Origin of the sequence: Nocardia sp. NBC_01327 (genome assembly GCF_035958815.1) — a bacterium.
In the GTDB taxonomy this organism is placed as follows: domain Bacteria; phylum Actinomycetota; class Actinomycetes; order Mycobacteriales; family Mycobacteriaceae; genus Nocardia.
Window position 1 is genome coordinate 4,058,792 of sequence record NZ_CP108383.1, and the last position, 23,284, is coordinate 4,082,075.

Annotated in this window: 25 protein-coding genes; 15 read left to right on the top strand and 10 right to left on the bottom strand. The window is 66.1% G+C overall.

What is annotated here, in order from left to right; all coding sequences use genetic code 11:
- Window positions 1-9: 9 nt before the first annotated feature.
- From OG326_RS18430 to OG326_RS18440, 3 genes are all read right to left on the bottom strand, one after another.
- A complete protein-coding gene (locus tag OG326_RS18430) occupies window positions 10-357 on the bottom strand; it encodes an STAS domain-containing protein (RefSeq protein ID WP_327145876.1) in 348 nt (115 codons plus the stop codon).
- Between the two features lie 157 nt (window positions 358-514).
- On the bottom strand, window positions 515-1,450 hold the full coding sequence (locus OG326_RS18435; protein WP_327145877.1) for a sensor histidine kinase: 936 nt from the start codon (window positions 1,448-1,450) through the stop codon (window positions 515-517).
- Window positions 1,447-1,737: an STAS domain-containing protein gene (locus OG326_RS18440; RefSeq protein WP_327145878.1), complete on the bottom strand. Its 291-nt coding sequence runs from the start codon at window positions 1,735-1,737 to the stop codon at window positions 1,447-1,449. The genes OG326_RS18435 and OG326_RS18440 overlap by 4 nt, the downstream gene beginning before the upstream one ends.
- A gap of 301 nt (window positions 1,738-2,038) precedes the next feature.
- Between OG326_RS18440 and OG326_RS18445 the strand changes: the two genes are divergently transcribed.
- The 4 genes from OG326_RS18445 to OG326_RS18460 all read left to right on the top strand — a co-directional run bounded on the left by OG326_RS18445 (window position 2,039) and on the right by OG326_RS18460 (window position 6,406).
- Complete coding sequence (locus tag OG326_RS18445; protein ID WP_327146518.1) at window positions 2,039-3,250, top strand: AI-2E family transporter; 1,212 nt, start codon at window positions 2,039-2,041, stop codon at window positions 3,248-3,250.
- Between the two features lie 79 nt (window positions 3,251-3,329).
- Window positions 3,330-4,274, top strand: coding sequence for a YihY/virulence factor BrkB family protein (locus OG326_RS18450; RefSeq protein WP_327145879.1), 945 nt, complete (start codon window positions 3,330-3,332; stop codon window positions 4,272-4,274).
- Between the two features lie 103 nt (window positions 4,275-4,377).
- The gene (locus OG326_RS18455) at window positions 4,378-4,803 is read left to right on the top strand and encodes an anti-sigma factor (RefSeq protein WP_327145880.1); all 426 of its coding nucleotides are present in this window, start codon (window positions 4,378-4,380) and stop codon (window positions 4,801-4,803) included.
- A 58-nt stretch (window positions 4,804-4,861) separates the two neighbouring features.
- Window positions 4,862-6,406 (top strand): bifunctional phosphatase PAP2/diacylglycerol kinase family protein, encoded by a 1,545-nt coding sequence (locus OG326_RS18460; RefSeq protein ID WP_327145881.1) that lies wholly within the window; start codon window positions 4,862-4,864, stop codon window positions 6,404-6,406.
- Here OG326_RS18460 and OG326_RS18465 read toward each other — a convergent pair.
- Genes OG326_RS18465 through OG326_RS18475 form a run of 3 tightly spaced genes read right to left on the bottom strand, consistent with a single transcriptional unit; the run spans window position 6,395 to window position 8,039 of the window.
- On the bottom strand, window positions 6,395-7,165 hold the full coding sequence (locus tag OG326_RS18465; protein ID WP_327145882.1) for an RNA polymerase sigma factor SigF: 771 nt from the start codon (window positions 7,163-7,165) through the stop codon (window positions 6,395-6,397). The genes OG326_RS18460 and OG326_RS18465 overlap by 12 nt on opposite strands.
- A complete protein-coding gene (locus OG326_RS18470) occupies window positions 7,158-7,685 on the bottom strand; it encodes an ATP-binding protein (protein ID WP_327145883.1) in 528 nt (175 codons plus the stop codon). Before OG326_RS18470 ends, OG326_RS18465 begins: the two co-directional genes overlap by 8 nt.
- A 48-nt stretch (window positions 7,686-7,733) precedes the next feature.
- Entirely contained in the window at window positions 7,734-8,039 is a 306-nt protein-coding gene (locus tag OG326_RS18475) for a hypothetical protein (RefSeq protein WP_327145884.1), read from the bottom strand.
- Window positions 8,040-8,253: 214 nt separating this feature from the next.
- Between OG326_RS18475 and OG326_RS18480 the strand changes: the two genes are divergently transcribed.
- Both OG326_RS18480 and OG326_RS18485 read left to right on the top strand, forming a co-directional pair.
- The gene (locus OG326_RS18480; RefSeq protein WP_327145885.1) at window positions 8,254-9,057 is read left to right on the top strand and encodes a DoxX family membrane protein; all 804 of its coding nucleotides are present in this window, start codon (window positions 8,254-8,256) and stop codon (window positions 9,055-9,057) included.
- Window positions 9,058-9,061: 4 nt separating this feature from the next.
- Window positions 9,062-9,310: a hypothetical protein gene (locus tag OG326_RS18485; protein ID WP_327145886.1), complete on the top strand. Its 249-nt coding sequence runs from the start codon at window positions 9,062-9,064 to the stop codon at window positions 9,308-9,310.
- Here OG326_RS18485 and OG326_RS18490 read toward each other — a convergent pair.
- Entirely contained in the window at window positions 9,307-9,804 is a 498-nt protein-coding gene (locus tag OG326_RS18490; RefSeq protein WP_327145887.1) for a flavin reductase family protein, read from the bottom strand. The genes OG326_RS18485 and OG326_RS18490 overlap by 4 nt on opposite strands.
- A gap of 120 nt (window positions 9,805-9,924) precedes the next feature.
- Here OG326_RS18490 and mbp1 point away from each other — a divergent pair, with 120 nt between their 5' ends.
- The 4 genes from mbp1 (at window position 9,925) to OG326_RS18510 (ending at window position 13,650) form a co-directional block, all read left to right on the top strand.
- Window positions 9,925-10,170, top strand: a complete 246-nt coding sequence (mbp1, locus tag OG326_RS18495; RefSeq protein ID WP_327145888.1) for a microaggregate-binding protein 1 — start codon at window positions 9,925-9,927, stop codon at window positions 10,168-10,170.
- A gap of 143 nt (window positions 10,171-10,313) precedes the next feature.
- A complete protein-coding gene (locus tag OG326_RS18500) occupies window positions 10,314-11,609 on the top strand; it encodes a PP2C family protein-serine/threonine phosphatase (protein WP_327145889.1) in 1,296 nt (431 codons plus the stop codon).
- Window positions 11,606-13,216: a sensor histidine kinase gene (locus tag OG326_RS18505; RefSeq protein ID WP_327145890.1), complete on the top strand. Its 1,611-nt coding sequence runs from the start codon at window positions 11,606-11,608 to the stop codon at window positions 13,214-13,216. The genes OG326_RS18500 and OG326_RS18505 overlap by 4 nt, the downstream gene beginning before the upstream one ends.
- A complete protein-coding gene (locus OG326_RS18510; protein ID WP_327145891.1) occupies window positions 13,213-13,650 on the top strand; it encodes a response regulator in 438 nt (145 codons plus the stop codon). Before OG326_RS18505 ends, OG326_RS18510 begins: the two co-directional genes overlap by 4 nt.
- 45 nt (window positions 13,651-13,695) lie before the next feature.
- On the opposite strand, the gene OG326_RS18515 is transcribed toward OG326_RS18510, so the two are convergent.
- Complete coding sequence (locus OG326_RS18515; protein ID WP_327145892.1) at window positions 13,696-14,541, bottom strand: RNA polymerase sigma factor SigF; 846 nt, start codon at window positions 14,539-14,541, stop codon at window positions 13,696-13,698.
- A 171-nt stretch (window positions 14,542-14,712) separates the two neighbouring features.
- Here OG326_RS18515 and OG326_RS18520 point away from each other — a divergent pair, with 171 nt between their 5' ends.
- Window positions 14,713-15,150: an anti-sigma factor gene (locus tag OG326_RS18520; protein WP_327145893.1), complete on the top strand. Its 438-nt coding sequence runs from the start codon at window positions 14,713-14,715 to the stop codon at window positions 15,148-15,150.
- Window positions 15,151-15,186: 36 nt separating this feature from the next.
- Window positions 15,187-16,128, top strand: coding sequence for a sensor histidine kinase (locus OG326_RS18525; protein WP_327145894.1), 942 nt, complete (start codon window positions 15,187-15,189; stop codon window positions 16,126-16,128).
- Window positions 16,129-16,156: 28 nt separating this feature from the next.
- Here the strand turns inward: OG326_RS18525 and OG326_RS18530 are convergent, their stop codons facing one another.
- Window positions 16,157-16,504, bottom strand: a complete 348-nt coding sequence (locus OG326_RS18530) for an STAS domain-containing protein (protein ID WP_327145895.1) — start codon at window positions 16,502-16,504, stop codon at window positions 16,157-16,159.
- 364 nt (window positions 16,505-16,868) lie between these two features.
- On the opposite strand from OG326_RS18530, the gene OG326_RS18535 reads away from it, so the two are divergent.
- Window positions 16,869-17,195, top strand: coding sequence for a hypothetical protein (locus OG326_RS18535; protein WP_327145896.1), 327 nt, complete (start codon window positions 16,869-16,871; stop codon window positions 17,193-17,195).
- Window positions 17,196-17,949: 754 nt separating this feature from the next.
- Here the strand turns inward: OG326_RS18535 and OG326_RS18540 are convergent.
- On the bottom strand, window positions 17,950-19,458 hold the full coding sequence (locus tag OG326_RS18540; RefSeq protein ID WP_327145897.1) for an HNH endonuclease signature motif containing protein: 1,509 nt from the start codon (window positions 19,456-19,458) through the stop codon (window positions 17,950-17,952).
- Between the two features lie 1,200 nt (window positions 19,459-20,658).
- Between OG326_RS18540 and OG326_RS18545 the strand changes: the two genes are divergently transcribed.
- Window positions 20,659-21,060 carry a nitroreductase/quinone reductase family protein gene (locus tag OG326_RS18545; RefSeq protein WP_327146519.1) on the top strand — a complete coding sequence of 134 codons (402 nt, stop codon included), beginning with the start codon at window positions 20,659-20,661 and terminating at the stop codon, window positions 21,058-21,060.
- A 159-nt stretch (window positions 21,061-21,219) separates the two neighbouring features.
- The gene (locus OG326_RS18550) at window positions 21,220-23,283 is read left to right on the top strand and encodes a neutral/alkaline ceramidase (RefSeq protein ID WP_327145898.1); all 2,064 of its coding nucleotides are present in this window, start codon (window positions 21,220-21,222) and stop codon (window positions 23,281-23,283) included.
- Window position 23,284: the final 1 nt, after the last annotated feature.

The following is a 23,284-nucleotide window of genomic DNA, read 5'->3' on the forward strand; positions in this document are numbered from 1 at the left end:
GGGCAACGATCACTCGCTGCCGGCCAGCGCCTCCTCCAGAGTGCCGTAGATATCGAGCAACTCGTCGAGCCCGGTCAATTCGACCGGGCGGCGCACCGGCGCCGTGGCGACCACCCGCAGTTTCCGTCCGGCGCTCGCCTCCAGCGCCTCCACCAGCACACTCAACCCGGCCGAGCCGAAGAATCCCACCTCGGACAGGTCGATGACGAGCACCGGCGCACCGGTGCCCAACGCTTCGGCCACCGCCGAGGACAGCTTCGGCGCCGAGACCATATCGACCTCGCCGACCGCGGACAGCACCACCGCGGCGTCGGCCGATCGCGTCCGAAGGACCAGCTCTCTCACTTCATTGCTCACTTCTTTGCTACCTCCGGACACAGGGCATCGCACGAGCCAACTGCTCTTGCTTGGCAAGTCACCCTACTGGTGAGACTTCGGTGCTGCTGTCCCAACCCTTTTCGCCGAGCTGGAACACGATGAGGTTAGAGCAGCGCGCGGCTGGACGAGTAGGTGACTAGTCGAGCGGCAGTCGGATGTACAGGGTGGTCCCCTGCGTACCGGTGTGCATGCGCACCAGGTCGGCGAGTTGGTTGACGATCAGCAGGCCGCGGCCGCCGGGAACGCGCGCGGGTGCGGGCAGCCGCCCGGCGAGCGGGTTGGTGATATGCCCCGAGTCGGAAATCTGGCAGCACAGCTGTCCCTGCGATACCCACAGCGCGAGGGTGCCGCTCCCGCCGCCGTGTACCACCGAGTTCGTGGTGGTTTCGGCGATGACCAGTTCCAGATCCACGATTCGTTCCGCGGCCATCCCCGCGTCGCGGGCGTAGTCCACCGCGAGGTGCCGGATGCCGGACAGCGCCGCACCGTCGAACGCGAGCAGCATGGCCGCGGCGGGCGGTTCGGCCAGCGGCTGGTTGTACATTGCCACGATCTTGTCCGGATCGTATGCGCCACTGGCACTTTCGCCGCTGCTGTCGATCAGCGTCGGGTGCGTCGCGCGGGCGTCGGCCAGGATATCGGGCGGGAGTGCCGTGGTGTCGTACGGGCACAGAATGGTGACCTCGCGCCCGGCGAACGCCGCATTGATCAGCGCTTCGTGCTGAACACAGGCGGGGTACTCCGTCGCTGAGCGACTCGCCCAGATCGGTTCGCCGATAATGCGCACGCGTCCCGCCTGCTGCGCGTCCGTGAACGCCCGCAGCACACCGGGAATGATCCGGCCGGGATTGCGGCCCTCGACCGTCATATCCATCAATCGCACCGAATCGGCATCCGAACCCAGTTCGGCGCGCAGCAGCGCTAGATTGCCGGTCGGCACCGACACCGCGACGGGTTCGCCGAGGGCCAGTCCTTCCCGAATGAAACCGAGTGTGCCGGAAAGATATTCATCGCTGTCGCGGTAGAAGAGCGCGGGGTGGACGAAGAGATCGGTGGTGCCGGCCGTGCTCATGAGCGCGCTACTTCGATAGCGGCCTCGGCAGGCCAGAATTGCCCCAGCAGGAGCAGCATGGCCATCGGCGGGCGGTGCAGGACCAGCCGCCGGTCCGAGGTGGCGCCCTGGGATGCCTCCACCAGGATCAGCGTTCCGTGGGTATCGATGAACCGCAGCTCCGACAGATCCAAGTGGACCTCATCGGCGGTGGGCAGTGTGCCCAGCGCTGCCTGCCAGTCGCCGTGGTTGGTGAAATCGACTTCGCCGACACAGCGCAGGCCGGGCGGGCGGCCGGTCGAATACACGCGCAAAGCGCCTCGGCCAGGGGATAGTGCTACGGAATTCCCAGGAACTCGCCCGGGCTGTGTGATCACCGTCTGTCACTCTTTCTGCCGGACACCGGCATAGGAAGCTGCCCACATGCTACGCGCCGCCCCGGTGGTGGACCCGGACGCGCCTTACGGATGGGCGAATACCCAGCGCCCGGCGATTTACCCGCCGTTGTTTGCGACGCGAGTCCCGGGGTATCCGCGCTGAGCCGGAAGTCGGCAGGTCAGCAGACCGGCCGGTGAACCGGAGAGAGTGGGGCGAATCATTTCCGAGCACATTCGAAGCGACCATCCGGAGGCCGCGGACCCACCCCCGGACGAGGAGGTCCGATCCGCGGAGCACGGGCACAGTGATGCTGTCGCGCAACCGCATACGGAAGCCGAGGGCGGCGCCATCATCGACGCCGAAGCCCGGGCCGCCGAGGCGAGCAGTTCCGAGTATCCGTTCGGCAGGCCCGGGCGGCGCTTCGACCGGCGTTCGCCCTTCATGGTCGGCTTGGCGGGCGCCGCCGGCGTCGCGGTCACCTATGCGGGAATCCAGATCCTGCTGGCCGCGGGGCAGGTCCTGATATTGATCACGGTGGCCCTGTTCCTGGCGATCGGCATGGAGCCGGCGGTGTCCTGGCTGGTGCGGCCGTGGTTTCCGCGCTGGGCCGCCGTCACCACGGTCTTCCTGATCGGCATCGGCCTGTTCGCGGGTTTTCTCGCCGCGGCGATTCCACCGCTGGTGACGCAGGGCGGCGCGCTCATCCACAATGCGCCCGATTACGTCAGCCATCTCTCGCAGCGCTATCCGTTCATCCACAATCTCAATGACCGCTATCACCTGCAGGATCGAGTGCAGCAGACCCTCGGCACCGATCCCTCACACGTGCTCGGCGGGGTGCTGGACGCCGGGCGGGAGGCGTTCAGCGTCCTGAGTTCCACGCTGATCGTGGCGGTCCTCACCGCGTATTTCATGGCCAATTTCACACAGATCCGGTCGTCGATCTACCGGTTGTTCCCGAATGACCGCAGACCCCGCGCGATCCTCATCGGCGATGAGATCTTCACCAAGGTCGGTGGTTACATCCTCGGCAATCTGCTGATCTCCGTCATCACCGCGGTGTTGACGTTCATCTGGTTGCTCATCTTCGACGTTCCGTATCCGCTGCTGCTCGCGGTGCTGGTCGCGGTGCTCGATCTGATTCCCATTGTGGGGTCCACGATCGCCGGTGTTGTCGTTGCCCTTGTCGCACTGACGGTTTCGGTGCCCATCACCATTGCCACGATCGTCTTCTTCATTGTGCTGCGGCTGCTCGAGGACTATCTGCTCGTGCCCAGGATCATCGGTCGCACGGTGCAGGTTCCGGCACTGGTCACCGTCGTCTCGGTACTTCTCGGCGGTGCGCTGCTCGGCATTATCGGTGCGCTGCTGGCCATTCCGGTCGCGGCGGCGGGTCTGCTGATCGTGCGCGAAACGCTGCTGCCCTCGCTGGACAAGCGCTGACAGATGCTGAACTACCCGGGGCGCGCAGCGTTTGCGGTCACTCGGGCGGGGTAGTCGGACCTCGTCTGGAGGTCGTGAAATGTCCGAAGTTTTATCGGCCACCGAGACTCCGCCGGTAACGCCGACGGATCTGGGTGGGCAGTCGTGGCGGTGGGTGCTGATGCGCCTGGGTCGACGGCTCTGGGACGACGAACTCACGGATTGGGCTGCCGCGCTTACCTATTACAGCGTGTTGTCGATCTTTCCCGGTCTGCTCGTCATCACCTCGGTGCTCGGCTTGCTCGGCCCCGGGGCTACCGCATCGTTGATCGACACCCTCCGCGATATCGGCCCGGGCAGCGGAACAGCGATGCTGGTGGATGGGATCAAGGAACTCGACGGTGCGCGATCGGCGGCGGGTCCGCTGGCCATCGTGGGTCTGGTCACGGCCTTCTGGACGGCTTCCACCTATATCGGCGCCTTCATCCGTGCGGTCAATTCGATCTACGGGACTGCGGAGGGCCGCCCGATATGGAAGACTCTTCCGCTCCGGCTGGGATTGACCACGGCGATGATGGTGCTGGTGTCGTTGTGCGGCATCGGGGTTGTGGCCAGCGGCGCCGTGGCCGACCGGATCGGGCACTGGCTCGGGGTCGGATCGGCGGGCGTGACGGTCTGGAATATCGCGAAATGGCCGGTGCTGGCGCTGTTGGTGAGCGTGGTGCTGGCGATGCTGTACTGGCTGGCGCCCAACGCCCGCCAGCTGGGCTGGCGGTGGCTGACGCCCGGCAGTGTGCTCGCGGTGCTGCTCTGGATTGCCGCGTCGGCCGGATTCGCCTGCTACGTCACGAATTTCGGTAACTACAACAAGGTCTACGGGTCGCTCGCCGGTGCGATGGTGTTCTTGATCTGGTTGTGGCTCACCAATGTTGCGGTACTGCTCGGCGCGCAGTTCGATGCGGAACTGGCCCGTGGCCGGCATATGGAACAGGGCGGTTCGCCCGATGAGGAACCGATTCTGCCACCGCGCGACCCACCGGAATGAGGGGCCGGTTTCGCCTCCGTCCGTATGAGGTAATCCGCGTGTTGACAGCTTTAGGCGCAGGTGCCCGCCCGAGAACGCTAAACATGCGAGAACGGAGGACGGCATGAATGATGGCGTCGCACAGGACCATTCGATTCCGACGACGGTGGGGCTGCAGGTGCCGGCGGCGCCGCAGCAGCTGTCCCTGCTGCGTGCGCTCGCCGAAACGGTGACCCTGCTGGCCGATTTCGATATCGGTGAGGTCAACGATATTCGGCTCGTCCTGGACGAGGTGGCCATGCTCCTGGTCCGCGACGCCGTGCCCGGCACGGCGCTGGACTGCGATCTGACCTATGACTCCGACGGTGTGACCGTCCGGGTCGCCGCGGTCGCATCCTCCGCGACGGCCTTGGACGACCACAGCTTGAGCTGGCATATCGTGCGCACACTGACCGATTCGGTGCGCACCGTCAAGGGTCTCGCCGCGGTCCCGGCCGCCGGATATCCGACGGTCGTCGAATTCCGGTGGCTGCGGAATTCTCGCGGTTGACTGCGTTTCCTTGCGGCGTGACGGTTTGGATCGGCGCCGGGGCGGTAGTTTCAATCGGGTGACTGGATGGTTGAGCCGCAAGTTCTATCGGGTCGGCACTGTCGACAGGGCGATCAGTGGTGCGGTGGCGCGGATTCCGGCGTCACCCGTCGATATCGGGATGCTCCGGCTGACCCGGAGTGCGGATCACGGGCTGCTCTGGGCGGGCGTCGCGGTGGTGCTGGCCGCCCAGCCGGGCGCCACCCGGCGGGCCGCCCTTCGCGGTGTGGTGTCGGTCGGCGGGGCGAGCCTGACCGCCAATCTGGTGCTGAAGACACTGTTCGCGCGCCGGCGTCCGGCGGCGGATCTGCTGCCGCCGTTCCGGCGGTTGATCAATGCCCCGACGTCCTCGTCGTTTCCCTCCGGTCACAGCGCCACGGCGGTGGCCTTCGCGACGGCCGTGGCCATGGAGAGTCCGCGCGCCGCACTGGTCGTCGCCCCACTGGCCGCGACGGTCGCCTACTCGCGCGTGCACACGGGAGTGCACTGGGCATCGGATGTGGTGGCCGGCGCTGCGGTGGGTTCCGCGGTGGCCTGGGCGACGCGCCGGTGGTGGCCGGTGCGCGGGATCGACGAAGCCGCCGCCCGCGAGGTACGTGACGCACCGGCGCTGAACGATGGTGCGGGACTGGTGATCCTGGTGAACCCGGGGTCCGGTGATGCCAACCATGACCCCACCGGTGATGTCGTATCAGCACTGCCGGCGGCCACCGTGCTGCGTGGGGAGCCGGGGCGTGATGCGGCCGCGCAATTGGAGACCGCGCTCGAGGTGGGCGCCGAACACCAGCGCGCGGCGGGCGCGGAAGGCTCATTCCTCGCCGGCGCCGAGCGGGTGCTGGCGGTGGGCGCCGTGGGCGGCGACGGAACGATCACCGCGGCCGCCGATATCGCGCTGCGGCACGGGCTTCCGCTGGTTGTCGTCCCCGGCGGCACCCTGAACCACTTCGCCCGTGATCTTGGGGTGAGCGACCTGGCTGCGGCGGTCGAGGCGGTGAATTCGGGTGCGGCGGTCGAGGTCTCCATCGGCAGCCTGCAGATGCGGTCCGAGAGTGGTTCGCGCACCACCTCTTTCATCAATACCGCCAGTATCGGCGGCTATCCGGACCTGGTGCGGCTGCGGGAGAAGTGGCAGGGGCGATGGGGCAAATGGCCGGCCTTCGCGGCCGCGCTCACGGTAATGCTGCGCCGCGCCCAGCCGATCCGGGTGCGCCTGGACGATCGCTGGCACGAGGTGTGGTTCCTGTTCGTCGGCAACGGCCCGTATCTGCCGCACGGTGCGGTGCCCGCATTCCGGTCCCATATGGACACGGGGCTTCTGGATGTGCGGTGGCTTCGCGCCGATCTGCGTTTCTCCCGGACCCGTGCGGTCGTGGCGCTCTCGCTCGCCGCCATCGCGCACAGCCGGGTGTACGGCGAGCGGCAGGTTCCCGAGCTGACCGTCCATCTCAGTGATCCGGTGGCGGTGGCGGCCGACGGTGAAGTCCTCGGCGAGGCAACGGAATTGCATTTCTCGGTGGCGGGCCGGGTGGTGGCGTACCGCGGCTCCCGCGGATCAGTCCTCTAGCGCGCCTTCGCGTAGCTGCGCCAGCGTCTTGGACAGGATTCGGGAGATCTGCATCTGGGAGACCCCGAGGTGATCCGCGATCTGCTTCTGGGTCTGGCATTCGAAGAAGCGCATGATGAGCACCCGCCGTTCGCGCTCGGGCAATTGGTCGAGCTGCGGACGGAGGGTCATCGCCTGCTCGATCAATTCGTAATCCGGCTCGGCCGCGCCCAGGGTCTCGCGCAGGGGCAGCGGTGAGCTTTCGCCGTCGTCGCCGGCGACCGCGTCGAGTGAGGAGGCCTGATACGCATTGGCCGCGATCAGGGCCTGGGTGATCTCCAGCAGGTCGACGCCGAGCTCGTCCGCGATTTCCCGGGCCTTGGGCAGGCGGCCCAGGCGCTGGGCGAGGATTTCGATGGTGCCGCCGATGCGCAGCTGGATTTCCTTGGTGCGCCGTGGAACTCGCACCGCCCAGGTGTAGTCGCGGAAGTGCCGGCGCACCTCGCCCATAATGGTCGGGATGGCGAAGGACAGGAACGGCGCGCCGTAGGAGACGTCGAACCGGTCGATCGCGTGCAGCAGCCCGATACGCGCGGTCTGCTGCAGATCCTCGAAAGATTCACCGCGCCCGGAGAACCGGCGGGCGATATGATCGGCGAGCGGTAGGCAGCGCTCGATCACCTTGTTGCGCAGTACATCTCGCTGCGGGTCCTGTGTTTCGATCGCGCGCGCCAGCTCCTGCAGAGCCGGCTCGATATTGTCGTAGCCATTGTCATCCATGAAGGCCGTCCTGGCTGCGGTGAAAGGTCACCTCTATCGGGAATCCGGGTGCGCCGGTGTCGCAGGGCTGGGTGATGGTCCGGACCGAATCGGTCAGCGCGTGCAGCATGTTCCAGCCGAATTCGCGCTCGTCGAAGGGGGTCGCGGTATGCGAGACCGACGCGACGCGCACGGTCATGGCGCGTTCGTCGTAGGTGAACTCGCATTCGATCTCGGCCCCCGGCACCGCCGTCAGCATCAGCGTGGTGGCGACCTCGTCGAGCGCGACCCGGATATCGGTGGCCGCGTCGATGGTGAAATCCGCGATGAGACAGACAGTTTCGGCGAGCGCCCGCAGCATGGTCAACTGTGTCAGTCCGGCGGGCACCCGAATTCCGATCGAGGTGGCCGGAGAGGTGAATTCCGGCAGTGCGGGACTGCTGCGCTGAGTATCCGAATGGACAAGCCGCAGCGCGGCAGTAGCCGAACGGGCCGAAGACTTCCCGTTTCGTGTGTGCTGTGCTGGTGGTAGCTCGGTCACAATGAATCGCCCCTGGGTACTGGTAGGCAGTCGATCTCTTTCGATCTCTTATTCCTCCTGTTGGTGGACGTACCCGATGCGGTCGAGCGGAAACGCCGCCCGGCTCAGCGACAGCACCCGATCGACCTCGTACCTGCCCGTGACCACCTGGAAGTCGATTCCGGCGCGTGCGGCGTCCTCCTCCGCGCACAGCACCGCGAACGCGCTGCGGGCGCTGAGGAATCGGGTGTGGCGAAGATCGACGAGGACGGCCGGCGGCCGACCGCTCAGCGCCTTGTCGAGCGATTGCTGGAATTCGGGGAGGACGAGTGCGTCCTGGTCGAGATGACCGGACCGCACAACGACTGGCGACATGACAAAACCTCCCGAAGGGCACGTTTCGGCTGTCGTCTCAACCAGCTCGCAGATTACCCCTCTACGGGCCGTTATGGGCCGAGGTACCCGGGAGGCGGCGATATATGCGTGTTTGAACCCGGTGATTGCGGCTATTGCGGTGACTGCAGCGCCTCGTTCGGAAGCCCTGATCACCGGTCGTCGCGATACACCAGAGCGGAAGGAAGTATCCGTAATGTTGATGAGAAGGCTTGCCCGGCCCTTGCTGGCGACCGCATTCGTAGTCGAGGGGGTGGATGCCCTCACCCATCCGCAGGCCCGCAGTAAGGCCGCCTCCGCCCGTGTCCAGCAGCTGCAGCGTGTGCTGCCCGACCAGTATGCCTCGAAGCTGTCGAATCCCGAGCGTTTGGTGCAGGTCAATGCCGCGGTGCAGGTCGGCAGCGCGCTGATGCTCGCCACCGGCCGGTTCCCGCGCCTCGCCGCGGCTCTGCTCGCGGCCACGGTCATTCCGGCCACCGTCACCGAACAGGATTTCTGGGTCGAGGACGATCCGGATCGGCGGGCGGCCAAGCGCACGGCGTTCCTCAAGGATGTGAGCCTGCTCGGCGGTCTGATGATCGCCGCGGGCGATACCGGTGGTCATTCCCGGCGTCCCCTGCACAACCTGGCGGAAGGCATTGCCGCGCAGGGCACCGGGCTGGTGGCAGCCGCCCAACTGCACGGGGCGCAGCTGACGGAGTTCGCCAAGGACCACGGCGCGGACGTCGCCGATGTGGTCAAGGAGCGCGGCGCCGAGTTGGGCGACGTGGTCAAGGTGCGCGGTGCGGAGCTCGGCGAGGTCGTCCGGGACCGCGGTGCGGATCTGGGTGAGGTGCTCAAGGAGCGCGGGGGAGAGCTGGGCGAGGTCGCCAGGAAGCGGGGCGCCGAATTGGCCGAGGTCGTCCGTGACCATGGCGCACAACTGGTTTCGACCACACAGGATCGAGGTGCGCAGCTCGCCACCGCGATTCGCGATCGAGCCGCAGAGCATCGGGAGTGAGCCGATGAGTCTTCCCGCCGACGTCCAGAACACCCGTGCGCAGACCACGGAGTCTCTGCTGGACCGCCTCAACTGGCAGGGTCTGGCACTACTGCTGCTGGGCATTATCGCGCTCGGGCCCACCCTCACCGCCTCCGGCAACGGCCTGGGCGGCTGGGAGGCCTTCGGAATCGCCGCCAGCGCAACAGGTCTCGTCGGCGGAGTGCTGGGCGTGGTGGTCGAGATCCACCGGGAGCGGATTCGGCGGCGTTAGGCCGGATGCCCCGGCGGCAGATCCGCGACGGCCCGGTATCGCAGCGGCCGGACCGGCTTCGCCGGGGCCGCTGCACCTTCCGGCGCGAGGATCATGGCGATGTGGTCACCCACATCGTGCCGTTCCACGATCCGGCCGCAGAACCAGCCGGCGGCCGCATCCAGAATGGGCAGGTTCGCCGGGCCCGGATGCCATTCGCAGTGCGTGAACTTGTCGATCTCGTCGCCGGTCTCCGAACCGAACAGGGTCGCGAGCGGCAGCTGCCGCTCGTCGAGCAGATGAACCGCGAGATGTCCGGCACGCATGGCGATTCGGTAGGTGTGGTTCTGCTTCGAGATACCGACCATGAACCGGCGCGGCTCGATGCTGACCTGTGCGGCGAAGCCCACCAGACAGCCGGTTCGCTGCGCACCCACCCGGGTCGTCACCACGACGAGCGAATTATCCAATGCCGCTACGAATGCGTCGAACGCGGCGGACTGCTGAGCGGTCATCGATTCCTCCTCGTCGAAGAGAATATGGCCCGAAGAGAATTCGGCCACCGCGATTGAGATCGTGTCGCCCGGGTATCACGGCCTTTGTCCATTGCGACACACCAAGTTGGAGGAGAACTCGTGTCCGAGCACAAGAGCGGTCCCAGCGAAGGCATCGAAGGCGTCGTCGAAGGCGTCAAGGGCAAACTGAAGGAAGCCGCCGGCGCTATTTTCGGAAACGACGATCTGCGGGGCGAGGGAAAGGCCCAGCAGGACAAGGCCGAAGCGCAGCGTGGGGCAGCGCAGAATGAGGCCGCCGCCGAGAAGGAGCGTGCCGAGGCCGCTCTCGAGGAGCAGCGTCAGCGCGCGTTCCAGCAGGGGCAGTAACACCCCGCTGTTATAGCGAAATCAGTGGATCGGCGTGCCGGGCGTACTGCCCGGCGCGCCGGTCTGTTTCTGTTCGAGACAGGGCCGGTTCCCGCCCGGCCGTGGATATGAGAAGGTGGGCGTCCGGAAGGAGGCCGAGATCGATGTCCAGCTGGCAATACGGCCGACCCGGCCATATCGGCGAACACCCAGCCCCGGCTGCCACAGTGGGTAATTCGACCGTCCCCGCAGGCCGCCCGCAGGAGGGGAGAAGAGTGGATCGCCGTCCGACGGTGCTCCTGGTGGAGGACGACCGCGCCGACGCGCTGCTGGTGGAGGAGCTGGTCGCGGACGCCGCGCCCGGCCTGCATCTGAGGTGGGCGCGGACGCTGGCCGAGGCCTGTGCGAGTCTCGCCGCGGATCCCCCCGACTGCATACTGCTGGACCTGCATCTTCCCGATGCGCGCGGTCTCGAGGCGCTGGAGCGGATCCGCGCGGTGACCGATGAGGTGGCGGTGGTCGTCCTGACCGGACTCGACCAGGAGCGAACGGGCTTGGCCGCGATGTCCGCGGGCGCCCAGGACTACCTCGTCAAGGGTCGTGTCGAGCCCGAATTGTTCGGTCGCGCAGTGCGATACGCGATCCAGCGCAAGGAGGCCGAGCGGGCGGCGGTCGCGCTGCGCGCCGGGCAGATGCGCGCCCAGGAGAACGCCCGGCTCGAACGCGGTCTGCTGCCGACCCCGCTGCTGCAGAGCGATCAGGTCGTCGATGTGGTCTCGCGCTATCGGCCGGGCCGGGCACACTCGCTGCTGGGCGGCGATTTCTACGATGTGGTGCAGGACGCCGACGGTACGGTGCACGTGCTGATCGGTGATGTCTCCGGCCACGGGCCCGATGAGGCGGCAACCGGTGTCGCGCTGCGATTGGCTTGGCGCACTTTGGTTCTCAGTGAGATCACCGGGACCCGGCAGTTGCAGCTGCTGGAGCAGATGCTGCTCGCCGAACGTACCGGCCGGCATACCTTCGCCACCGTGACCACGCTGGTCCTGCGCCCTCGCCGGCATGTGGTGCAGGTGATGCGCGCGGGGCACCCCGGCATGCTGACCCACACCGATCGCGGCGTCGAATGGCTCGAGGTGCCGGGCGGACCGGCTCTGGGATTCATTCCAGGACAGGCGGATTGGCCGATCCACGAATTGCCGCTGCCGCCGGGCACCGGTCTGGTGCTGTTCACCGACGGTCTGTTCGAGGGGCATACCGGTCCCGGGGACGAGCGTTTGGGCGAAGAGGGACTACTGGCCCTGGCGCGCGAGGTCACCGCCCAGCGGCCCGACGATTTCCTGGACCAGCTCATCGGGCGGGCGGAGGAATTGGCCGAGCAGCAGGGCGGTCTGGCCGACGATATCGCGGCGCTCTACCTGAAGTGGACCGATGAGCCACAAGATCAGGGCGGATCATGAGCCTTCCCGACCGCAAGATCAGCCGGGCCGGGCGCATGACCGTGCAAGCCTGGTTTCATCTTGTTCTCGCGCTGATGGTGGTGGTCGAACTCGCAGGCGCCGGTCTGCTGACGGTCGCCACCGCACACGCCGCCACCGTCTCGGACCGTCTCTCCCGGCAGATACAGCCCGCCGCCACCGAGGCCTACCGTCTGCAGGGTGCGCTCGCGAACGAGGAGACCGGCGTTCGCGGGTACACGCTCACCGCCGATCCGCAGTTTCTCGACCCGTACACGCAGGGCAATCAAGATGAGGCGCGTGCCGCGAGCCGGATGCGCGAGCTGCTGCACGATCGTCCGGAACTGGTGGCGGATATCGATGCCCTGGAGCAGTCCGCGCAGGCCTGGCGTCACGATTTCGCCGATCCACTACTGGCCACGGTCACTCCCGGTGTCATCCACCCCGTCGATCCTCTCGTCACGGCGCGCGGCAAAACGCTGTTCGATGATCTCCGTACGCATTTCGCCGCCCAGAACACGAACCTGGCCGCCGCCGTCGTGCGGGACAAGGCCGACCTCGATCGAAAGCGCACGGTACGCGATGTCGCGCTGACGGGTATGGTCGCCTCCTTTCTGCTGACGGCCGTGGCGCTCACAATTCTGGTGCGGCGCTTGATCGTTCGTCCGCTCAGTGCGCTGGAGAACGCGTCCCGGGATGTCGCCAATGGTGACTTCGGCCGGCGAATCACCGCGGGCGGACCCGCTGACCTGATGACGGTGGGGGAGGCGGTGGAGGGCATGCGCCGCCGGATTGTCGCCGAACTCGACGCTTCGCGGATCAAGGAGACCCTGTTGGCCGCGCAGGCCGCCGATCTGGACACCCAGGCCATGGAATTGCGCCGATCCAATGCCGAGCTGGAGCAGTTCGCCTACGTCGCCTCGCACGATCTGCAGGAGCCGCTGCGCAAGGTGGCCTCGTTCTGCCAGCTGCTCGAGAAGCGGTACGGCGATCAACTCGACGAGCGCGCAACGCAATACATCGAATTCGCGGTGGACGGCGCGAAGCGGATGCAGGTGCTGATCAACGATCTGCTCACCTTCTCGCGGGTGGGGCGGGTCAGCGACCATATCGCCCCGGTGGAGGTCGACCAGACGCTGGACAAGGCGATCGCCAACCTGGCCGCCGTGGTGGAGGACACCGGCGTGCGGATCGAGCGCCCCGAGCGACTTCCCGAAATCATCGGCGATCCCACGCTTTTGATCATGCTGTGGCAGAACCTCATCGCCAATGCGATCAAGTTCCGGGAGCCGGTGCGGACGCCGACCGTGCGGATCGACTGTGAACCGGAGCCCGGTGAGGTGCCCGGGTGGCGGTTTTCGTTGGCCGACAACGGGATCGGCATCGCCCCCGAGTTCGCGGAGAAGGTGTTCGTGATCTTCCAGCGGTTGCACAGTCGCGACGAATACAGCGGCACCGGCATAGGATTGGCCCTCTGTAAGAAAATCGTGGAGTTCCACGGTGGCCACATCCGGATCGATCCGGAGTACACCGGCGGCACCCGATTCGTCTTCACACTCTTCGATGCCGAGCAGCGGTCCGAAGCACTCGACAAGGAGATTCCGGCGTGACACCACTCGGCAGGCCCATCGATATCCTGCTCGTCGAGGATGATCCGGGGGATGAGCTCATGACCCTGGAGGCGTTCGAGCACAATAGGATCGGCAATACGGTGCATGTCGCCCGCGACGGCGAGGAAGCGCTGGACTTCCTGTATCGCCGTGGCGCTCACGCGCAGGCCCCGCGCCCGGATCTGATCCTGCTCGACCTCAATCTGCCGAAGTACGACGGCCACGAGGTGCTGAGCCGAATCAAGACCGATCCGGATCTGTCGCTCATCCCGGTGGTCGTGCTCACCACGTCGGCGGCCGAGGAGGACATCCTGCGGAGCTACAAACTGCATGCCAACGCGTATGTCACCAAGCCGGTCGATCTCGAGCAATTCGTCTCTGCGATAAAGCATATCGACGACTTCTTCGTGCAGATCGTCCAATTGCCGCGCTAGTTCCGGCCGAGCCGGTTCGGGCGCGGTGAAGACCGGTCGCTTGCCTCAGGCGACCCGAATCCGGTCCAGCGCGGTGCTGCCCTGATCGAGGGCCTGCTCCCGCAACACCGACAGCACCCGAGCGAGCTTGCGCGACACCTGCATCTGCGAAACCCCCAGTCGCTCCGCGATCTGCGACTGGGTCAGGTTCTCGAAGAATCGCCACACCAGCAGCTGGCGATCGGCCGGGGGCAGCGCGGCGAGCAGTGGCCGCACCGACATCGAATCCTCGAGCAGCCGATAGCACGGCTCCTCGCTCCCGAGCGTTTCGGCGACGGGCCGCAGCGTGGAATCGTCGCTACCGGTGCGCGGGGTGTCGAGGGAGCCGGCCTGGTAGGCATTGCGCGCCACCATGGCCTGGGTGACCTCCATCACATCGACGTCCAGTTCGGCCGCGATCTCGCGCGCGGTGGGGAATCGGCCGAGCCGGTGCGCCAGTACCTCTGTCACCGGCCCGAGCTGCTGCTGCAGCTCCTTGGCGCGGCGCGGTACCCGCAGCGCCCAGGTGCGGTCGCGGAAGTGCCGGCGCACCTCGCCCATGATCGTCGGGATCGCGAACGACAGGAACGTGCTGCCACGGGAGGCGTCGAAGCGGTCCACGGCCTGCACCAACCCCACACAGGCGATTTGGTGCAGATCGTCGTACGCTTCGCCGCGCCCGTCGTAGCGGCGTGCGATATGTGCGGCCAGCGGCAGGCACAGCTCGATGATGTGCTCCCGCACGGAGTCCCGATTCGGGTCGGCCGCGGGAAGTGCGGCCAGCTTCTCGAACCAGGGCTCGATATTGTCGTAGCTGTCTCCGTTGCTGCGGGTCTGGCGGGGTTCTCCGGGCTGAAACGTCGCCGTGCTCATGAAGTTTCCTCACTCCCAATCGAATCCGTACTCGTACTTCATACCCCATCATCCGTTATTCAAACGTGACCTGATCTCTCTGGCTGGATTCACGACCCTCCACGCACGATCGAGGGCGGGGTAATCTGCCCGCGCCGGAGGATCGCGTAATATGCAACAGCGGAGGGTGACATGGATGGTGGCGCCGCACAGCCATATTCGGGCCCGACAACGATCGGGCTGCAGGTGCCCGCGTTGCCGGAACAGCTGATGATGCTGCGTGCGCTCGCTGAAACCGTCCTGCATATGGCCGACTTCGGAATCGGCGAGGTCAATGACATTCGTCTCGCTCTCGACGAAGTAGCCACAATTCTGATACAGGATGCGATTCCGGGCTCCATACTCGACTGTGATCTGACCTACGATCAAAGCGGATTGGGCGTCCGTCTCGCCGCTGTCGCCTCCTCGGAGGCGGTCCTGGAGGACGGCAGCCTGAGCTGGCATATCGTGCGCACGCTCACCGATGGTCTCAGCGCCACCCAGGGCTCGTATTCCGCATTGATCGCCGGTTATCCCACCGTGGTCGAGTTCCGGTGGCTCAACCGCGCGAGCGAGGGCGGTCAGGCCTGAGCCGGTGCGGCAGCGCAATATCGAGGTAAGGATTTGATGACAACTGACATCGGCGAACTACCTTCGGACCCGTTCCTGCATTGCGCCTTTTTCTATCGTGGCAGTGATGAATATCTTGCGGGCACAATGGATTTCATTCGCACCGGACTCGCGAACGGCGAGCCGGTAGCGGTAGCGGTACCCGGAGCGAATCTGACGCTGGTGCGTGATGCGCTCGGCGCCGACGCCGGAGCGGTACTGCTGCTGGATATGGCTGTGGCGGGCCGCAATCCGGGTCGGATCATCCCGTCGGTGAAGCGGGCCTTCGCCGATGCGCATCCGCAGCGCAGTGTGCGGATCATCGGTGAGCCGATCTGGGCCGGGCGGTCGGAGCTGGAATATCCCGCGTGTGCGCAGCACGAGGCGCTCATCAATGCCGCGTTCACCGGGCGGGAAGCGACGATACTGTGCCCGTACGATACGGCGGGGCTCGACAAGGTGGTGCTCGACGACGCGCTGCGTACCCACCCGGTTGTCATCGACAGCCATGGTGAGGGTGCCAGCACGGTGTACGACCCCGGCCGAGTCCTGGATTCCTACAACGAAATCCTGCCCGACGCGCCACCGGACAGCACCGTGATCGCCTTCGACGAAGCCTCACTCGCGAACACCCGGCATACAGCCACCGGGTTCGCCCGGAGCGCCGGTATGACCGCCGACCGCGCCATCGATCTCGAACTTGTTGTGGCAGAGGCGACAACGAACTCGGTGGTGCACGGCGGCGGCTCCGGCGCCCTCACCCTGTGGGTGGAGGAGGCCCAGATCGTGTGCCGGGTGCAGGACAACGGCTGCATCGCCGACCCGCTCGCAGGTCGTATCCCCGTGCCGCCGAACCGAATCGGCGGGCGCGGACTATTGCTGATCAACCAGCTGAGCGATCTGGTTCGCCTGCACACGACACCGGCGGGCAACACACTGCAGATGCATTTCGCGCTGTGAGTGCCTGCGGTGCGGGTGTTTACTCGAGCTAGGGCTTGCCGGCCAGGGCCGCATCGAGGGTGTCGTACACCTCGAGCATTTCGTCGAGCCCCGTGAGTTCGATGGGACGCCGCACCGGCACGGAACCGACCACGCGCAACTCCCGGCCTCCCACCGATTCCAGCGCCTCGACCAGCACGCTCAGTCCGGCGGAGCCGAAGAAGCCCACCTCGGTCAGGTCCAGGATCAGCAATTGTGAAACGGTGGCCAGCGATTCGGCCACCGCGGCGGAGAGTTTGGGCGCCGACACCATATCGACCTCGCCCGAGACCGATAGCACCACTGCCGAATCGATCGAGGTGGTCCGCACGTTCAATTCGCGGTTATCGCTGCTCACCGACTGTTCTCCCGCTGCCCGATCGATCCGTCCATGCGAATCGTCACTTCGCCACCTCCGACACCTTGGCGCTGCGCGAGCCGACTGTTCTGCCGACCGGTAAGCCTACCCGCGAGAACCTACCGCCAGTAAAGTTATACAACCCATGTCGCTACCGACACGGTTATCGGCGAATCGCCGCCGCCCACCGCCCGGCGTGTTGCGCGCCACGGCCCCTCTGCCCAATTGTCACGGCCGCTCTGCCCAATTGTGGTGCCTCGCCCCGATTCCTGGCTGTAGACCAGGCAGGCTGCTTCGATGCCCGCATCCCGGATAGTACCTCCGAACGTATGCCGCAGTAATCGTCACGAACGGAGGCCTCGACATGAGCATCGAACAGCACAAAACCCGAGATCAACGCCGCCGAGCACCGGGCCGCTCCTTCTCCAGCCGATTCCGCACGCCTCGCACCCACGCCGAAGAAGGCGTCGAAGACAACTACAACCTCCCCGGCTTAGCCCTACTCGGCCTAGCCCTGATAGCAACCGCCCTCTCCCTACTCGCCGCCGCCTACGGCTTCTCCACCCGAGCAATCATCGCCGCAGTGATAGCCGCCCTCCTCTACCTCTCCGGCGCCCTCTGGCTAGCGATCGAGTGGCGCCGCCGCAACACCCAAGGCCGCAGCAACAACATCGACCGCCAAGGCCACTGATCCCAACACAACCCCTTCCAGCCCTTCATCTTCCGTGTCTTGTTCTCGAGAACGGCACCACAGCCGGTCGACCCCGCTGGAACCGCAGGTCCGCTCCTGACTGCGGAAGGTAAACCGGGTACCCCTCCCCACGCGCCCAGCACGGCCATCTCGGGCTTTGCCCGCACCCCGTGCTGACCAACCCTGCCCGGGACGCACGCAACCCAGGTGCACCGGCCGTTTCGGCATAGAACCCGTCGGCCACCGGGGATGGAACAGCGGGTCTCTCAGCGGCACAACGGTTATCGGTCCTGTACCGTGCGGACACCCGCTGTGCGGCCGAGATGAGGCCGGTGCACCTGGGTTGCGTGCGTCGAGAGGCGGTGTTGAGTCCCGGGGTGCGGGCAGGGCCCGAGATGGCCGTGCTGGTGGCCTCGGGTGGGGTACCCGATTTACCTTCCGCGGTCAGGAGCGGTACCTGCGGTACCAGCCGGAAGACTGGTTGTGGTCCGGTTTCAGAGACAAACACGAAAAGACGAAGAACGAAAAGACGAAGGACGCCTGGAACACAGGGACGAGATCAAGAACCCGAAAGACCCACTCGGGCAACGGCTGTAGGGGGACGGGTCGGGCTGGCAGGGGCAGGGAAGCCCTGTGCCTCGACCGAGGTGCATGGTTCGGGTTCCGCGAGCGAGCCGGTCTCGAAACACCCTGATAGGCAACGACCTGTAGCACCGACAGGATGATCCTGTCGGTGGCACGAGGGGCGGGAAACCTATTGTCGCGGCGGCGGTGTGGCGACCCGGCGCAGCACCCGGTACCGCACCGGGGACAACCCCCAGGCACGACACACCCGGCCAGGCCGCAGCGACGGCGGAGCCTCCGACATCAACTCGCCCGGATGGTGCAGATGATTGACCTGCGGAGTACCCGTCGGGTCCACGTGGGCGGGCGCGATCCACGCGGTCCGGCCGGGGAAGTCCGAATCCTGGCCCAGCTTGATGGTTTTCCAGCCACGCGGGCCATCCTTGACCAAGGCATGGCAGTGATCGCAGGCCAGGGTGAGGTTCTCGATGTCGGTGCGGCCGCCTTTGCAGAACTCGGTGACGTGATGCACCGCCGCCATGCTCGCCGGGGCCGAGCACCCGGGGCGGGTGCAGCCGCGTTCGGTGGCGATCAACGCCAACCGTTGTGCCGGGTTCGCCAACCGGGCTTCCCCCAGGTGCAGGGGCATGCCGTCCTTGTTCTTCACCAACACGAACGTCTTCGAGCGGCGGGCCACCAACTTCAACGCCTCAGGAACCGGCACCGTCCCACCGGTCGCGGTGGTCGCCACCCCGGCGACGCGTTCCACGTCCTCGATGCTCATGGTGAGGATGGTCGAGACGGGCAGCCCGCGATGGGAGCCGAGCTTGGCCGGGTTGAAGTCCGGGTGCAGCACCGCCAGCAACGCATCATGCTGGCGCTGCACCTTCGAGCGCTCGTCGCGGGCGGCGCAGGCTTCGAGTACGTCCCGGGGGATCGGGTTGTCCTCATCCTCGGCCCACGGGCTTTCCTTGTCGGCCGGGTTGCACATGCCCGGACGCGCGAGCTTGGCCATGACCGCATCGAAGGCCCCACGCGCATCGGGGGTGAGTTCGACGGTGAGGGTGGACATCAGGTCGTAGCGTTGCGGACTCGCACTCGCGCTGCGCAACCGTTGCCGGTCGTCATCGTCGGTGAGCTTGCCGTCCGGGTCGAGGTAACCCAGGATCCGCTCCCCGATCCTGGGCAGATGCGTCGGATCCAACGCACGCGCCTGCCGGGCCAGTTCTTCTTCGGCATAGGCGCGGGCCTCGGCCGGGACTTTGCTGGGCAGCCGGTTCATGACCTGCCGGATCACCCGCACATGATCGAGAGAGATCGCACCGTCATCCAAAGCCTGCGCCGAACACGGCAGGACCGGGGCAGGGTCGGGTTCGTCACCGACGCGGTGCCACACGGCGAGGTCTTCGGCGGTACGCCACCGGTTGATCGCGTCCCCGTGCGAGATATGCAGCACCGCTTGCAAATACAGGGCGGGGCTGCCGGACCCGTTCTTGGTGGGCAGGGACCGGGCGCACGCTTGCACGATCAGATCTCGTTGTACCGATGCCAATCGGCGGGTGCTGGTTTCGATCTGCTGCATCAACGCGACGATGTCGGTGTCGGGCAACGGAATCAACGACAAGGTGGTGAGGGAATCGACCGCCGCGACCAGTGCGGCTGCACCGGTCGCGATTGCGGTTTCTTCCCTTGATTCCATGCCTCTATTCTACTCCGGGGAAACAGACTCGGAAAGGCGAATTCTGTTGTGATATAAGCCTATTCAGAATATTCGGGTTTTATCTTTTGTTCTTGTTCTTATGTCTTGCCCTTCTTGTCCAGGCGTCTTTTGTATTGTTCTTATCCCTTCTCTATCAACGGTTTTCAGCATCGAACCCATCAACCGGACTCCTCTCCTACCAGGGGCGGAGGTCGGAGTCGTCTCGGGGCACGATGCGGGTGGAGCGGGGCGGGCATAGTGTTTGCCACCGTGACAATTGAGATTGATGGGCTCGAGGGGATTCTCGACGGGGACTTCGTCGTCGGGCTGGCTCAGGTGACGCCGCTGCGGGGAGTGGTGGTGTCGCCGGTGAACAGTGCCGGGTGGGATGCGGAGACTTCGACGTTTTCGTTTACCAGTGATCTCGCGGCGTTCAAGAAGTTGCGGCGGCTGGAGCGGAATCCGCAGGTAGCCGTGGTTTTTCATACGCGCGAGCACGGCACCGCGGAGGGCGGTGAGTACGTGCTGGTGCAGGGGGATGCGAGTTTCTCCTGGTATCCCGATCGGGAAGCGCTGGCCCCGTTCTATGAGCGGCCCGGTACCGCGCTCGGGCCGGAGAATCTCGGCGGCGTCTTCTGGGACTGGTGGCTCGGGCCGTTCTGGTGGGAGCGGATCGTCGTGCGCGTCCACGCACAGCGCGTGATCGCTTTCCCGGATGCCGAGTGTTCGGGTCCGGCATCGGTGTTCGGGTCCGCCGAACCGTCCGCCGAGCCCGAACCTCAGCAACCGCCCGCGAAGGGCACTGAACCGCGGGTCGACGTCGACAGCACAGCTCGGGCATTGCGGAAGCTGGAGCATCGACTGCTCGGATGGGTAGGCGCAGATGGTTATCCGGTCGTCGTACCGGTCCAGATCGGTGCGACGGAATCGCGAGGGATGACACTGACAGCACCTGCGGGCTCGGTGCCCGACCATGGCCGCCGGGCGGGGCTCACCGGCCACACCTTCACCGCGGGCACGCTCGGACAGCGTCAGACAGCCCTGACCGGCTGGCTCGAAAAAGACGGCAAGACACTGTATTACGCACCGCACACCCAGCTGACCTACATGATCCCTCCGAGCCGCGCGGTCTGGCGCGTGGTCATGGGCGCGGTCACCCGGATCGGTCACGAGCGAGCCCGCCGCGACGGTGTGCCGTCACTGCCGACCCGCAATATCCGACTCCGCCTGATCACGCCGGTGCAGCGCTATATCGCGAATCCCGTCGGCAGACGGGTGGCCCGGTATCTGAACAGCCAGGCGGTGCTGGAGACGACGGGACGCAAGAGTGGTCAGCCGCGCACGACGCCGATCGGCGGCAGGCAGGTCGGATTGTCGTACTGGATCGTCTCGGAGTTCGGTCGCAAATCCCAGTACGTGCGCAATATCGAGGCGAATCCACACGTGCGCTTGCAGATTCGGGGCGTCTGGCACACCGGTGTCGCGGTGCTGCTCGATGAGGACGACTCGCGCCGGCGCCTGCGGGAGCTGCCGTGGTTGAACAGCGCCCTGGTCCGGCTGGCCGGATCGGACCTGTTAACTATTCGTGTCGATCTGGATTGATTTCTGTTCACCATTCTAAATGGTCACTTGTCCAGGTAACGTATCGCCGAAGCGGCTCGCCGCCGCAGGTTGAACGCGACAGGCCGGACCATCCATCGATACTGTGCTGACACGGAACTGGGACCGGTCCCGCCAACCCCGTAACTCAGAGGAGTCTCGATGATTGTGTCCCGGCGATCTGCGCTGGTGGGCGCGGCGGCATCGGCCGTCGCGGTCGGTGCCAGCGGGCTGCTGCACTCGAAGCCCGCTGCCGCCCAGCCGGTCAACGGCCAGGGCTATCTCGTCGGATGCGGTATCGCCGATATGACCGGCGCCCCCGCGGGCCAGGGCATGATGGGCTATTCGGAGCTGGATCAGATCACCACCGGGTTGCTGACCCGCTGTTATGCCCGCGCCTACATCATCGTCGACCAGACGACCGGCGGCCGTGTCGCATTCGTGAACACCGACAACGCCTGTCTGTTCCAGTCGGTCCACCTCGCGGTCATGACGGAACTGGCCAAGCGATTCGGCGACACGTACACCGAGCGCAACGTCAACCTCAATGCCACCCACAATCACAACTCCTGCGGCGGCACCGCCCGCGAATACGCATACTCGCTGGCCGCGAAGGGTTTTCAGCAGAACTCCACCGATGCCGAGGTGAACGGCATCGTCGCGGCGATCGCCAATGCGCACGACCGCCTGGCCCCGGGCACCATCATGCTCGGTCACGGTGAGCTGCACGATGCCAGCGCCAACCGCTCCCGCGTCGCCTTCGACCTGAATCCGCCCGAGGACAAAGCCGAATTCCCCGAGGGCATCGACCCCAAGGTGACCGTGCTGCGATTGCGCCAGGGCGGCAAGGATGTCGGGGCCATCACCTGGTTCGCCACCCACGGCACCTCGCTGACCGATCGCAATACCCTCATCTCCGCCGACAACAAGGGTTACGCCAGCTACCGCTGGGAGCACGATGAGATGGGCGGTCGCTACCTCGACGGGCAACCCGGTTTCATCGCGGCGTTCCCGCAGACCAATCCCGGCGATATGACCCCGAACCTGGCGGTGCGCCCCTGGCATCCGTCCGGCCCGACCGAGGACAACCGCCTCAACTGCACCCTGATCGGCGAACGCCAATATCAGGCCGGGCGAACAGCTTTCGCCTCCGCGCAGGCAATGTCCAAGGGCGGTGTGGACTCGGTCATCCGATACGTCAATATGGCCGACACCGCCATCGACGGCTCCTACACCCCCGACGGCAAGCCCGCGCGAACGTCTCCGGCGATGATGGGCGCATCCGCTGTCGCCACCAGCTCGGAAGACAACTGGAACACCCAGATCCCGTTCCTGCACGAGGGCGATACCAACCCCATGGTGGCCGCGCTCGGCGGCATCGACGCGCCGATCGAGCAGTGGATGCGCGATGTGCAGGCCCCCAAGCTGGCGATCGTGCCCCTCGGCATTCTCCCGCCGCGCCCCTGGGTGCCGCAGGTGCTGCCGATCCAGATCATGCGCATCGGCGATCTCGTACTCGCCTCGGGCCCAGCGGAATTCACGATTGTCTCGGGCCTGCGGGTGCGGCGCGTGGTCGCCGGCGCCCTCGGCGTCCCGGTCGAGAACGTCCTCATGCAGGGCTACGCCAACGGCTACAGCGGCTATGTCACCACGCCCGAAGAGTATGTCTCCCAACAGTACGAAGGCGGCGAGACGCTCTACGGCCGCTGGACCCTGTCGGCGTACATGCAGGAATTCGACCGCCTCGCCCGCGCGGTAGCGGCCCGCACCGACCTCGGCCGCGGCCCCGCCCCCTTGGATTGGACCTCCGGACTCCAGCCCAACCTCTTGGCTCCGGTCCCCGCCGACGTCCCCGTGGCGGGCCACGCCTTCGGCGATGTGCTTGCCCAACCTGCTACGAATAGCGGTGCGGGAGATGCGGTTTCGGTGCAATTCGTCGGCGCGCACCCGAACAACAACTTCCACCTCGGCAGCACCTACTTCGAGGTGCAGCGCGCTTCCGGCGGCGGGTGGACACGCGTCTACGACGACAACGACTGGTGCACCGAATTGCATTGGGAGCGACCAGCGGACAATGACGCCGCCTCGCTCATCCGCGTCGTCTGGACGGTCCCGCAGGACGCTCCGTCCGGTCAGTACCGCATCCAGTACTTCGGCGACAGCCGCGACGGCTCCGGCGCGACGGCTCAATTCACCGGAACCTCGAACGAGTTCGCGGTGGCCTAGG